Source organism: Streptococcus devriesei DSM 19639, from assembly GCF_000423725.1.
Classification (GTDB): Bacteria; Bacillota; Bacilli; order Lactobacillales; family Streptococcaceae; genus Streptococcus; species Streptococcus devriesei.
Map to the genome: position 1 here is coordinate 522,983 of NZ_KE384084.1, position 13,610 is coordinate 536,592.

The 13,610-nt window shown below is 41.7% G+C and carries 10 protein-coding genes and 1 tRNA gene; 1 reads left to right on the plus strand and 10 read right to left on the minus strand.

The genetic code is table 11. The features are described 5' to 3' along the window. Positions 1-2: 2 nt before the first annotated feature. From G573_RS0108670 to G573_RS11540, 7 genes are all read right to left on the minus strand, one after another. Positions 3-965 carry an ATP phosphoribosyltransferase regulatory subunit gene (locus tag G573_RS0108670; RefSeq protein ID WP_027976362.1) on the minus strand — a complete coding sequence of 321 codons (963 nt, stop codon included), beginning with the start codon at positions 963-965 and terminating at the stop codon, positions 3-5. After that, positions 962-2,011, minus strand: a complete 1,050-nt coding sequence (hisC, locus tag G573_RS0108675) for a histidinol-phosphate transaminase (RefSeq protein ID WP_027976363.1) — start codon at positions 2,009-2,011, stop codon at positions 962-964. The genes G573_RS0108670 and hisC overlap by 4 nt, the downstream gene beginning before the upstream one ends. Positions 2,012-3,554: 1,543 nt before the next feature. Next, on the minus strand, positions 3,555-5,279 hold the full coding sequence (ezrA, locus tag G573_RS0108690) for a septation ring formation regulator EzrA (RefSeq protein WP_027976365.1): 1,725 nt from the start codon (positions 5,277-5,279) through the stop codon (positions 3,555-3,557). Positions 5,280-5,372: 93 nt separating this feature from the next. Further along, positions 5,373-7,325: a DNA topoisomerase (ATP-hydrolyzing) subunit B gene (gyrB, locus tag G573_RS0108695; protein WP_027976366.1), complete on the minus strand. Its 1,953-nt coding sequence runs from the start codon at positions 7,323-7,325 to the stop codon at positions 5,373-5,375. A gap of 11 nt (positions 7,326-7,336) precedes the next feature. Further along, the gene (locus G573_RS0108700; protein WP_281168707.1) at positions 7,337-7,897 is read right to left on the minus strand and encodes an HAD-IA family hydrolase; all 561 of its coding nucleotides are present in this window, start codon (positions 7,895-7,897) and stop codon (positions 7,337-7,339) included. Positions 7,898-8,042: 145 nt separating this feature from the next. Then, the gene (locus G573_RS0108705; protein ID WP_027976368.1) at positions 8,043-9,290 is read right to left on the minus strand and encodes an FtsW/RodA/SpoVE family cell cycle protein; all 1,248 of its coding nucleotides are present in this window, start codon (positions 9,288-9,290) and stop codon (positions 8,043-8,045) included. A 189-nt stretch (positions 9,291-9,479) separates the two neighbouring features. Next, positions 9,480-10,604 carry an alpha/beta fold hydrolase gene (locus G573_RS11540; protein WP_027976369.1) on the minus strand — a complete coding sequence of 375 codons (1,125 nt, stop codon included), beginning with the start codon at positions 10,602-10,604 and terminating at the stop codon, positions 9,480-9,482. Positions 10,605-10,743: 139 nt separating this feature from the next. On the opposite strand from G573_RS11540, the gene G573_RS0108715 reads away from it, so the two are divergent. Then, positions 10,744-11,310: a TetR/AcrR family transcriptional regulator gene (locus G573_RS0108715; RefSeq protein ID WP_027976370.1), complete on the plus strand. Its 567-nt coding sequence runs from the start codon at positions 10,744-10,746 to the stop codon at positions 11,308-11,310. Positions 11,311-11,514: 204 nt separating this feature from the next. Here G573_RS0108715 and G573_RS0108720 read toward each other — a convergent pair. The 3 genes from G573_RS0108720 to G573_RS0108730 all read right to left on the minus strand — a co-directional run bounded on the left by G573_RS0108720 (position 11,515) and on the right by G573_RS0108730 (position 13,583). Continuing rightward, a tRNA-Arg gene (locus G573_RS0108720) sits at positions 11,515-11,586 on the minus strand. Between the two features lie 207 nt (positions 11,587-11,793). Continuing rightward, entirely contained in the window at positions 11,794-12,138 is a 345-nt protein-coding gene (gene rplS / locus G573_RS0108725; RefSeq protein ID WP_027976371.1) for a 50S ribosomal protein L19, read from the minus strand. Positions 12,139-12,341: 203 nt separating this feature from the next. After that, the gene (locus G573_RS0108730; RefSeq protein ID WP_027976372.1) at positions 12,342-13,583 is read right to left on the minus strand and encodes a voltage-gated chloride channel family protein; all 1,242 of its coding nucleotides are present in this window, start codon (positions 13,581-13,583) and stop codon (positions 12,342-12,344) included. Positions 13,584-13,610: the final 27 nt, after the last annotated feature.

Genomic DNA, 13,610 nt, shown 5'->3' on the forward strand with positions numbered 1-13,610 from the left:
TCCTAAAAACGAATCTGATCATGAATGGCCTGATAAACACTGTCAATATCGAGCGCCCAGCCAAAAGCCGTCAGTTCCTTGGCACCAAAGCGCTCAAACAGCTTGTCATAGCGGCCGCCGGAAACAAAGGCATCCGGAATTTTATCGCCAAACACCTTAAACATAATCCCCGTATAATAGGGCATGGCAGCAATTTGTGCCAAATCCAAGGTAATATCTGAAAGCATATCATCCAGACCTTTAAGCATGTTTTCCAGATCAGCCAGAGCCTGTAAAATACCGGGATTTTGACTTAAACGCCGAGCCTTCTCCAACACCTGGGTACTCTCACCAAACAAGAAAGGCAGTTCTCTGATAAGGCTATCGAACTCACTGGGATAACGAAAAGTAAATTCATTGAGCCCTGTAATATTTTTATCCTGAATGAGCACAGCCAGCTCCTCTTTTGCATGAGCCGGAATCTGCAGAGACGCAAAGATAGTCTGCAAAATATGCGCATGGGAAAACTCAAATTTGTAATCTTTCAGACCGCTGACTCTCAGGGCACTGTTTGCGGACAGCAGGGCATCTTTGAGGGCAGCCTCAGCCTCGTAGCCGACGATTTCAATTCCTGCCTGAGTATGTTCGTTCAGCAACCCGCGCAGCTCTTCATTGTCCTTAAAAACCTTGCCGGAATAAGAAAATTTAATAGGCGTTTCAACACGGGTTGAAGCAATAACCCGTCCGATCTGGCTGGTGATGTCAGGCCGCAGACTTAAAAGATTGCCTTTCTTATCGAACAGATGGTAGTGTTCCGGCAGCACCTCATCTGCAAAGACTTCAAAATGCTCCAAAGTCGGTGTTTCAATCCGATTAAATCCTTCTTTTATCAAAAGATCGCTGATATCGCGTTCAATCTCATACATGGCACGCGCCCTTTTAAAGAGCTTATCATGCATGCCGACCGGTAAACTTGTTTTTTTCATCCCTTTAATTCCTTAATTGTTTCAATAACTTTTTCCATCTCTTCTGCTTTTCCGATGGAAATCCGCAGATAATCTTTGATTCTCTTAACTTTCGGAAAATAGCGCACGTAAATTTTTCTGGACTGCAGCACCTCAAATAAATCCTTAGCAGAAATACCTGCCGGTTTTGTCAGCACAAAATTCGTCTTGCTGGGCAGAACTTCAAAATCTAAGGCTCGCAGCTGCTGGGAAAACCAATTCCGTGTCTGCTGGATCCTTTGCGCATTGTTCTGATAATAGTCCCAATCCTCAACAGCTGCCGTTGCCAAGGCTTCTGCCAGCAAGTCCACCGAATAGGGATTGATAGAATGTTTGACCGCAGTCATCACCGCAATCAGCTCAGGATTTGCAATCGCATAGCCCACACGCAGGCCGGCCAAGGCTGCATCTTTGGAAAAAGTCCTGATAATAACGAGATTATCATAATCCTTCAGCAAGGAAAGTGCAGACTGACCGCCAAAATTGATATAAGCTTCATCCACCACAACAACCGTCTCCGGATTAGCTTTGAGAATAGTCTCGATTTCTGCCAAGGGCTTGTAAATGCCTGTCGGTGCATTGGGATTGGTAAGGATGATCCCCCCGTTATCCCTTAAATAGTCTTCTGTCTTGATGGTGAAATCATCAGCCAGAGGAATTTCCTCGTAAGGAACCTGATACAAGTCTGCCCAGACCTTGTAAAAACCATAGGTTAGATCGGGGAAAAGAACAGGCTCCGGATTATTAAAAAAGGCCAAAAAAGCTATAGACAAAACATCATCAGACCCATTAGCTATGATTAATTGTTCAGGCCTAACACCTAAATTTTCAGCCAAAGCCGTCCTCAGTTTAGCCTGATCCAGCGTTGAATATCGGCGCAAGTCATCAGCCTTAAACGCTGACAGAGCCTTGCGAACTCTGGGACTGGCACCATAGGCATTTTCATTGGTATTTAACTTAATGATATCTTTTTCAGCAGGCTGAGTGCCCGCCACATAAGGTTCAATTTGCCGCAATCCTCTAATCATCTCATCACCTTCCGCTAACGATTCAAAAAGCGCCCCCGCAAAATTGCAAGGACGCTTGAAACGTGGTTCCACCTTTACTTCAGCAGCCTGTCGCCAGACTGCCCTCAGGGAGTTAAAACTCCAATTCGTAACGTGAATAACCCGTCAGGCACTACTTTCATACGATTTGGCACCTGCACTCAAGAATGTGTCGTCTAAATGCCCTGTATGTTCTCAGCTACCATACTCTCTGTTTGTGTCAGACGGATATATCAGCTTGTCTGTGCCTATAACCCACCCGGTGACTTAGACTTTTTCTCTCATCGCTTTTCTATTTTTCTCTATTCTACAAGAAAATTCTGAATATTGCAAGCCCTAAATTGTTATCGGACTTCTAAATAAAGCCTTGGTATGCTTCCTACTAAAAACTTTATTCTTTCTGAAATTTGAGCAATACTGTCTCGAATATTTAAAAAGCAACGGTATCAAAACCGTTACTTTTTTGTTTGAGCTGGGTCACTAGTGTTCCAGTTCTTGGTCATTAATTTATCTATCTACTGTTTTTCAGATGAAAATTGAGCACCCAGAAATCTCCAACCAACTGAATTTGAAGCCCCCGCGATTGCTGCAAGCTGACAAACTTGGCACAATCGCTAGTTTTCTATCTATTTTTCATAAAATCGACAATGCCTTTGAAAATTTTTGTAAAATCTTTCCAGCAAAATACAGTGACTAAGATAGATTCAGCTATAAAAAGTCCAAAAATAATAATCTTTACCGTTGTATTTTCTGAAAAAACTGAGACTAATAAGATAATTGGCAGGCTAAATAAATATCCATAACTCAGATAAAGTGATCTTTTTGAAGGTATCATAATGACTTGCCTTTCCATAGATGATAGATAAACGACTTATTAAAATGGTAAGTTATATCCGGCAATGCCTCCAGTAATAGCACCGCCGATACCGCTGATTGCGGCTGAGGCTCTTTCAGCCACAGATAAATAGTAATTGCTGGTGCAGAGAAATTCAAATCATTAGCGATTAAAATAATTATTTTTCAAATAACTATAAATAATTGCCAGTGCATTAACCATGAGTAGGGCATAGATGAACAGGCTCATTTTATTATTTGGAAATATAACCAATAAAAGTAACAGTATTGGTATAGCTCCCATGATAATGCTAATAAATTTAGGAAAATGCATTTTCATACCTTCTTTAAATCCATGATTCTCATGTATCAACAGCCAAACCAGTAATACCAAGCATCAAACCGCCCCTTCTGATTCTCAGAAAGGGCCACTCTGTCCGCTTGCCTTAAAGCTGTCAAACGTTCTTGACTAAACGATAGTTAGCTTACCAATTTCCCTTTCATTTGGCAATATCATTAAGCTTGTTTTAATCAAATCTCAAAGTTAGTGTTGCAAGAAACATAATTTTCTGTATTTTTTAATTTCCATCTATTTATCTGTTGATAGAAGAGAGAATCACTCGTCAGCTGCTATAGCTTAAAATGAGCCAAAAACACTGATTAGCCTTGCTAATCAGTGTTGTCAGTATTATTAAAAGCGAATGGTTTCACGTGTCTTTTCATATGAAGAAACAAAGCGGTCTGTAACACCGGGTTCTACGGTTTCCAAAGCATAAGAAATTTCATCAAATGAGCCTTGGTAGTCGTATTCTTCTTCAAAGAGCTTAAGAGCAATATCAAAGCTTTCCTGAACACTTGGCTCAAAACTGCGGTAACGGTTTGAGTACTGCAGGAGCTGCTCAGTCAGGGTTGCATTTTGAACCACACGATAAGCTGTTTCTTCCACATTATCAACAGCAGCCGTTGCAGCTTCTGTCAGACGGTTCACTGTTTCAATATGGATACGGGCACGGTTGAGCTCATCCATCAAAGCCTCCAGCTGAGCGCTGGTTGTGAAGAAAACACTCAGAAATTCTTGAGGGATTCCCGGAAGATTGCGTTTCTCCATGAAACGTTTGATGGCGTGCAGCTGATTGATGTAGCCGTCCAATTTTTGACGCGAGGTCTTTTCAATATTTTCAATATCTTTCAGACTGTTGAAAACGTCCAGCTGACCTTCTTCAACGAGATCCAGTTTCTTGATGGCACGGTCAAATTTATCCTCTAAAAGGGAGAATGGTTTTTCCTGTACATCAAAATTCTCAATAATCGGCAGAACATCTTTTTCAATGGCTGTCAAATCTTCATTGAAATCACGGACATTGATTTCTTCTTTTTCATTCAAGACATAGCGATGCGTCAGGCGCTCAATTTCTGCTTCCAGCTGTTCGTTGTTTTTCTTAGCATGTTCCAAATAAGCCGGAATAATCTTCTTGCTCTTAACAATTTTCTTATGAGCTCTGATTTCCCGTTCAAAAATATCATAGAGGGCATCAATTTTTTCTTGGATGGAGTCATTTTCCGACTCAGCCTTATCAAGATCCAAAGAAACCAGCTCGCTGGAATTACTGCTGATTGCTTCACGGATTTCTTGGAAACGTTCTTCGATATTTTTCTCAGGGAAGTGATAATTTTCTTCTAAGAGACGGCGGTAGCCAGACTCCAAATCGTCCAGCTGATCAGGGAAATCATCCTCTAATTTAGCAACAATGGCCGGAATCTTTTCAGTCATTTGGCCCAATGCAATAGTGTGCTCTTCGGCACGGTCGAGAATCTCAGAAGCTTCTACAGGATCGCCTGATGAATTCAGGGTGACAAACTGTGAAAACTCAGCTTCAATATTTTTCAGCTGCTTTTCAATTTCAGGCATGGTCGTCCCAAAATTGCTGTCTCCTTCTTCTACTGAAGCCTGCAGTTTTTCATACATTTCAAGCGCATGCAGAACACGGGCGCTGTTCTTTTCTTCCTGCTCTTTTAAGACAGCAAGGGCTTCTCTGATTGATTTGATATCTTCTTCCGCAAGGTTCAGCTGGCTTTCAATACTGTTGATTTGGTTGTGAGCACGGATAAAATTGAAAGTATCGTTGAGATTTTCTGCTTCAAAGATATGATTTTCAATATCGCTGAATGAGTTGAGGGATAAATCAACCCACTTTTGATTCCACTCACGGAAGGCCGTCTGACTCTGACCGATTAAATGCAGTTTCTTAACTTCTTCAATCTCATCATTGACAGGCAAATCAAAAAGATTTTGTTTGCGTTCTTCTAATTTTGTGATTAACGAATCATTTCGTTTTCTGATGATAATAGCAATCAGGTAGGCTGTAATAACTACCAGCACTATTGCCACTATCAGCAATACAATTCCGCTAGACATCTTAATCTCCTTAAATTGTCTTATTATTGTCAAAATAGGCTATAACGTTACGATTATAACATACTTCCGGCTGCTTTTCAAAAAAATCTCCGATTAAATGTCAAGCGTACTATAAACCGCATTTTCTTCAATAAATTCACGACGAGGTTCTACACGATCCCCCATAAGCATGTCAAATATCTTATCAGCCTCAGCAGCATCATCTACAGAGACACGGGCCATCAGGCGATTGTCAGGATTCATGGTCGTTTCCCACAGCTGGTGGTCATCCATTTCTCCCAGACCTTTATAGCGCTGAACGGTCGGCTTAGAGCGGCCCTGACTGTATTTTTCCAAAGCTTCCTGCAGTTTTTCTTCCTGATCATTGCCCGGCTGAATATATTCTTTGATGTCACTGCCGACCTTGACACCGTAAATCGGCGGCTGAGCAATATAAACGTAGCCGGCCTCAAGAACAGGACGCATAAAGCGGTAAATGAGCGTCAGGAGGAGGGTTCTGATATGGGCACCGTCAACATCGGCATCGGTCATGATAACCAATTTTTGATAGCGTGCCTTGGAAACATCAAATTCTGCTCCAAAGCCTGTTCCCATAGCTGTAAAGAGACTTCTAATCTCATCGTTGGCTAAAATCTTGTCCATGGTAGCTTTTTCAACATTCAAGATTTTACCACGAATGGGCAAAATTGCCTGAAATTCTCGGTTGCGTCCGGACTTAGCAGAACCACCGGCGGAGTCTCCTTCCACGATAAAGAGCTCATTTTGCATAGGATCGTTTGAGGAGCAGTCTGCCAGTTTACCCGGCAGATTAGAAATTTCCAAGCCCGACTTCTTGCGGGTCACTTCACGCGCCCGTTTAGCCGCAATCCGCGCCTTAGAAGCCAGTATGCCTTTTTCAACAATCTTTTTGGCAATCTGTGGATTTTCCAATAAGAAACGGCTGAGAGCATCGCTGAACAAACGGTTGGTAATCTTAACCACTTCTGAATTACCAAGCTTAGTTTTAGTCTGTCCTTCAAATTGAGGATTGGGGTGTTTGACTGAGATGATGGCTGTCAGACCTTCGCGAACATCTTCACCGGTCAGATTGTCCTCATTTTCTTTAAGAATCTTATTTTTCTTAGCGTAGTCATTGATAACCCGGGTAAGAGCTGTCCGAAAACCTTGCTCGTGCGTTCCGCCTTCATGGGTATGAATGTTATTGGCAAAACTCATGATGTTTTCATGAAAGCCGGTCGTGTACTGCATGGCTACTTCAACAGCAATGCCATCCAGTTCACCGTCCGTATAGATAGGCTTATCAAAGATGACTTCCTTATTTTCATTGATAAATTCCACATAGCTGACAATACCGCCTTCATAGTGAAATTCTTCGTTTTTTTCCTGACCGGGACGCTTATCCGTAATGGAAATTCTCAATCCTTTATTCAAAAAAGCAAGTTCTTGGATACGTTTGGCCAGTTTGTCAAAATCGAATTCTGTCGTTTCGGTAAAAATTTCAGGATCAGGTGTAAAATGAACGACAGTTCCTGTAATATCAGTATCTCCGATAACCTTTAAATCATCAGCAACAGCACCGCGATGGTATTCTTGGAAATGAATCTTGCCGTTTTTGTGAACACGGACATCTAATTGTGTTGACAGGGCATTAACAACCGATGAACCAACGCCGTGGAGGCCGCCCGATACCTTGTAACCGCCGCCGCCAAATTTACCGCCGGCATGAAGAACCGTAAAAACAGTTTCAACTGCCGGACGTCCGGTTTTTTCCTGAATATCAACCGGAATCCCGCGGCCGTCATCAATAACCGTAATTGAATTGTCCTCTTCGATGAAAACCTGAATATGGCTGGCAAAGCCTGCCAAAGCTTCATCAATAGAGTTATCAACAATTTCCCAGACAAGATGGTGGAGGCCTTCTTTAGAAGTCGAGCCGATATACATACCCGGACGCATACGTACCGCTTCCAGACCTTCCAGAACCTGAATCTGACTGGCATCATATTCTTGAGCTAATTGATCTAAACTTTTATTTTCTTCTGTCATTATCCTAACCTTTATTTTATGATTTCTATCAGAGATTTAGAGCCATCTGCCAATACCGTGTCAAAACCTGCTGCCTGACCAGCTTCCATATCAATCTTGCGGTCACCGATAACCAGTGCCTTTTTGATAGCATATTTTTTCTTGAGATAAAGCATACTGGCAGGGTCCGGCTTTCTGGCAAAGCCATTGCTGCTGGTGACAACCTCCGTAAAAAGAGGCGCAATTTTCGTTTTTTCCAAAATGTCCAAAACCTGATTATCTCGGTGGGACACTAAAAAATTGCGTCCTCCGCTTGCTATAACCTTCTCAAGAACGTCTTTAGCCCCCTCAAAAAGAATGGGATGCTCTAAAAATTGAGCCTCCTTTTTCTTGTAGGCCCTTAAAAAATCCGGCTGATTAGGCACGAAATAAGCAAGCGCAGCATCTGTTGACTCTCGCAGCTTCTCATAGACTTCCCGATGAGAAGCCGCAATGCCAAAATCTGCCAGCGTAGCAACAAAGGCTCTGGTTGACATGCCGTAATTATCAAGCAGCGTTCCGCCTAAATCCCAGATATAATCCTGATAATTCATATCTTTCATTGTAACATATTTTTAAGTTTTTTGACAGTTAGAGCCACAAGAAAAAGACCCACTGTCTAAAGAATGAGTCTTTGTTATCTTGATTAGTCAGAGAAGCTGCAAACACTCTCTAAAGCTTTAACACCAGCTTTCCGCTTCAAGCCTTAGAAGCTGTTTTAGCTCCTGATTTTTTCTTAGGGTACTTAAAGTGTTTTTCCATTGCTTTTTCTTGACTGAGACTGTTTTGATAAGACATGGAAAGAACCAGACCGACACCGATCAAATTTGAAATCAGGGAACTTCCCCCCTGAGAAATAAAGGGAAGCGGAATCCCGGTCAGCGGTAAAATGCCAACGGCTGCCCCAATATTTTCAAAAATATGAAAGAGAATCATCATAATGAAACCTGTTGAGATATAAGTATAAAACAGATTATTGGACGCAAAGGTCACGCGCAGCATGCGGTAAATTAAAATCAAATACAAGGCCAAGACAATACTGCCGCCGATAAAACCAAAATTCTCAGCAATGACTGTAAAAATCATGTCGCTTTCCCGCACAGGTACGGGCAAATCAATGACATTAACTCCCTTACCTAAGAGCCCGCCGCTGCCAATCGAAATCATCCCTTGGGTCTGCTGATAAGCAATGCTGCCGGCATAGTCAAAGGGATTTAACCAGGCCGAAAGACGGTTGATCTGATAAGTGTCCATGCCCATGTGATGATAAAGAAATTCCTTGCCGCCCGGCACCAAAAAGACAACCATGAAAAGTGCAGCTATAAGAACTGCTGCTCCTACAACCGGCAAAATAATCTGCCAGGAAATACCGGCAATCAAAACCAGACCGGCTAAAATGGCCATAAAGACCATGGCCGTTCCTAAGTCTTTCTGCAAAGCCAGCAAAATCATAATGGGCATGGTCAGCAGGGCAAACCACAGCAAAAGTTTGCCGTCCTCCTGTAAATCCTTCTCCCCATCCTTATATTTCTGCTTAAAGCTGACGGTTAAGCGCGCCAGAATTAAAATATACGAAATTTTCATGAATTCAGAGGGCTGAAATAACGTAACCGATCCGATAGAAACCCAGTTTTTAGCACCGGTTGAAGCCACCAGCTCCGGACTGTAGAAAATCAAGGGCAAAACCATCAAGACCAGACCAAAACCATATAAATACGGTGTGATTTTCCAGAGAAATTCTGTACTAAAAAGCATGACAACAAAGCTAATGATGCCTCCCATAATCAGCCAGATCATCTGCTGTCCCATGACAAGGAGAATCTTATTTGGATAGTCATGAATAGTTGCCGTATAGACCGAGTAAAGCCCAATCAGCACTAAAAAGAAGACCGGTAAAATAAGAGAATAATCCACTCGACTGTCAATAGGTTTTTTTTTCGCTGCCATGTTTGCTCCTAAGAATTTTATAGAAAATATTATATCATTTTTATGACCTCATAGTATCTTAAAAGCTAAAATACTGTAACAAAAAACAAGACCGAGCTCCAGAAAAAAGCGGTGAGATGTCAGCAGCAAAACCAATCTACAGACTAAAAATCTTTAACAAATCAAAAGCAGACTAAATTCGAACATCTTTCAAATTTTACCATCCAAAAAGTCTTTCACAGCTTCGAGAGCTAAGGAAGTTCCTGCTTGGCAGTGCTGCTCTCCGCCGGTTTTTTCTGTGAAAAGGCAGGAGCTTACTCTCCCTGCGTTTACTAGCTCTTTCTTTAGCTGCCTCAAACGCCTGACAGGAACATATTGATCCTTTTCCCCTGCCAATAACAGCACTTCTTGATTAATAAGCGGCCCTAAATTTTTCATACTGTGGCGCTCCAAATCTTTCAATAATTTATAGGGTGTCCTAATTCCTGTCAATTCATAGCCACGGTTAATTTTCCAGCTCAAATCCAAACTTTTCTTCATTTCGCGGCTGATAAGAGTGTCAATCAATTTTTCCTGCCTGCAGACGATTAAGGTCTTTAAAAGTGTTGCCGAAATAGGATTTAGGCCAGTCATCAAAGCGTCCAAACTTTGATAAAAAATATCTAAGGCAATCACCTTTTCAATCCGCTTTTCAAAGGCTGCCGCCCGCATCACAAAATAACCGCCCCAAGAAAGTCCCAAAGCAGTTACTTTGTCTAAAGCGAAGTAATCTAAAACCGCAGCTGTCGGTCTTTCAAAATTCATAATAAAATGGCTCTTTTTATCTTTAAACAGCATGTTACCCTGCCCCGGTCCTTCAAAAATAACCAGATTGTAACCGCTGTTTTTCAAAGGTGCAAACCACAAGATAAGCTCCTCCAGATTGCTGTCATAACCTCCAAAAATCAAGAGATTTTTGTCAGCTTTCGGATGACTGAATTTGGCTGCTGATAATTTGGTGTTTTCGTAAGGAATTTCATATTTTTCAAACCCTAAATCTGCATAAGCCTGATAAAAATTCTTTAGACGATGCCGCTGAATAAACTCCCTGTCCTTATCTCCTTCCAGCAAGTAAAAGCCTGCCCCAAAGAAATAGGTAGCTGCAATATCATAATCTCCCTTTGCCTCCCGCATAAGGGCATACTCTTTCCAAACCTTATTCCAAGAGGGAATATCTTTTAATTTAGGAACGATCTCCTTTAAATCGGCCTCCACCTTTTTGTTACCTTCAAAAGAAAAACAGAGGCGGTTAATTTGTAAATCAAATTGCCTGTTGCCTGTATAGTGATGAAACATTTTCTCCTCCTTCAATATGAGTAACCTCAGTATAAACGGAAAAGCCCTTGACAAACAAGCAATAACTTCTTATAATTTGTAAGAAATCAAACAAAATGTTCGGGAATTATCCGTTAAACAACAAAAAGGAAGTCATTGTATGCCAGAAGATGTTCGGGTTTTTAAAAGCAAGCGCGATATTGAAACAGCTCTTATCCAATTAACTTTGGAAAAAGATTTTCACCGCATTACGATCCAGCAGATTTGCCAAAAGGCTCTGGTCAGCCGCTCCACTTTTTACAGTCATTATTTAGATAAATACGATGTCATTGAACAGTTGGCTGCAAAAACTAGAGCTCAGCTGGAAGAAAAATTTTCCCAAAAATATCAGGCACAGATCTCCGCAGATAATTTGCAGGATTTTCTGGCAGACATTTATAATTTTTACCAAGAAAATCGATTGACTTTAAAGGCTCTCCTGAAAACACCTCTGACAGGAAAAGGAAACTTTGAAGAAAGTTTTCGTCAGCTTTGCCAAAAATACACTAACCAGCTCTTTCAACAAGAAAATGCTAGAACTGATTTACCGCCTCAGCTGCTGACTGAGCTTTTTACCGTTAATATCCTGACCCTTATGAAATGGATGCTGGATCATCAGCCCTCAGCAGAAATTACGGCTTTTGCCAATCAGATGCATCGCTTTTTCCTGCGGTTAATCCAGAACTAGGAATACCAGCAAAAAAGTGTTAATTAGGCAGCATGTTTCATTTCTAATGATTACTATTGCAATGATCTGCCGCTGCTTTTACGCAAAGCCAATTAAAAAGCATTTTGGAGCAGTCACATTTTTTGCTGACTGCTCCAAAACGCTTTTTTATGTTTAAACGAAACGAGAAAATCTTTTCTTTGTTCGATTTGTCAGTAACACAAATATCCCCTGCCGGAATCGAACCAGCAACTGCTTCTTAGGAGGAAGATGTTATATCCATTTAACTAAGGGGACCGATTAACTCTTTCTATTGTACCTTAGACTAAAACGGAATGCAACTTTTATTTACCTGATTAAATGCCTCAATCACCATTAACCAGCGGCTAAAAGCTCAGCAATAAGGCAGGCAGTTCCAATAACAGATAACTTCAGCTATTCTAAAACAGTTCCATGAGATTTATGGAAATTTAAAAGGGCCTTCCTATGGAAGCCCTTTTAGGTTTATTGACGTTCTTTGATACGTGCAGCTTTACCTTGCAATGCGCGCAGGTAGTAAAGTTTAGCACGACGCACTTTACCATAACGAACAACTTCGATTTTTTCAACACGCGGTGTGTGAATAGGGAAAGTACGTTCAACTCCGACACCGCTTGAAATCTTACGAACAGTGTACATTTCTGAAATTCCTTGACCTTTGCGGGAAATAACTACGCCTTCAAAGATCTGAATACGTTCGCGGTTTCCTTCAACAACCTTGGCATGAACACGGACAGTGTCACCAGGACGGAAACTTGGAATATCAGTACGAAGCTGACCTTCAGTCAAACTTTGGATTAATGGATTCATTTTTTCTTCTCCTTATCTTACTAATCATAAGAGCTCGGTCCCAGCGGATTAGCCGTTTTTATGCGTCCATTACACACAAAGAATATTGTAACAAAATCTGCAGCAGCTGTAAAGTAAAATATCACAAAAGTATGTGTCTTATTTTTTGAGAAAATCTAAAATCACTGTCAAGGAAAAGAGCTGCTCATAAATGAAACAAAAGACTATTGCTCATTGTCTGCTGTATTTTCTCTGATTTTCTGAAGGGTATAGATGGAGTGTCTGCGGTTGACAACATAGGCAAAAGTGGCTGCAATAAAGTAGGCCGGCAAATTTTGGTAGCCAAAAACCTCTGCCCCAATAAAAATAGGTGCTAAATAAGTATTAGTAGCACTGCCAAAAACACTGATATACCCCAAGGCTGCAGCCAGCTCAGCCGGCAAGTGAAAGAAGCCGGCTAAGAGAACTCCCAAGGAAGAACCAATTGCAAATAAGGGCGTTACCTCGCCGCCTTGAAAGCCGGCAGACAGGGTCAGGACTGTCAGAATTAATTTTAAGAACCAATCGTAGGCATAAATCTGCTGCCCGGAAAAACTGGCTGCAATCAAATTGGTTCCCAGCCCTGAATAGCGTCCTTGATGAAGGCTGAGAAAAAGGATGCTTAAGACGAATCCGGTCACTAAAATTCTCAAGTAGGAATTAGGAAACAGCCCTGCCTGTACTTGTTTGATCCTTGCTAAGAGATAGGCAAAAAGATTCCCGGCTAATCCAAAGAAAAGGCCAAGAATAAGCAATTCTATAAAGAGTTTAGGACTTAGCGGCAGAGCCTCAGAAATCACATGAGAAAATTTTTCCAGTCCAAGACTGTGTGATGTCAGACTGGCAGTAAAAGAAGCAACCGTCATCGGAACCAAAGCACCAAGACCGAGACTGCCGACAATTAACACTTCTAAGGCAAATAGTATCGCAGCCATGGGCGTTTGAAATAAACCCGCAAAACCAGCTGCCATACCAGTAAGTAGAAAAATACGCGATTTATTGGGAAAGTAAAAAAAGCGGCTGAACCAATGAGAAACGGCTCCCCCAAGCTGCACCGCAACACCTTCACGGCCGGCACTGCCGCCAAAAAGATGCGTCAGCCAGGTTGTTACAATAACCATCGGCACCAAACGTTTGGGAATCGTTTTTTCTACGTCAAAACCAACCTCAAACAACAAGCCCATACCTTTGCTGCTCTTGCCGCCGATGCTGCGGTAAGCATAGACAATCAACAGACCAATAAATCCTAAAAAGGGCAGCAAATACCAAGGATGCGCCGTCCTGACAGCAGTCAGGTACAAAAGCACACGACCGAAAACAGCATCAATCACTCCTGCAATACCGCCTATAAGGATTCCCATTAGTGCCAGCAAAAGCAAGGTAGCATACGGAAGCTCCTTTGCTTCCTGAATTTTCTTTTCAGTCATGCAATCTCCTTTTATAAAGCTGCTAAG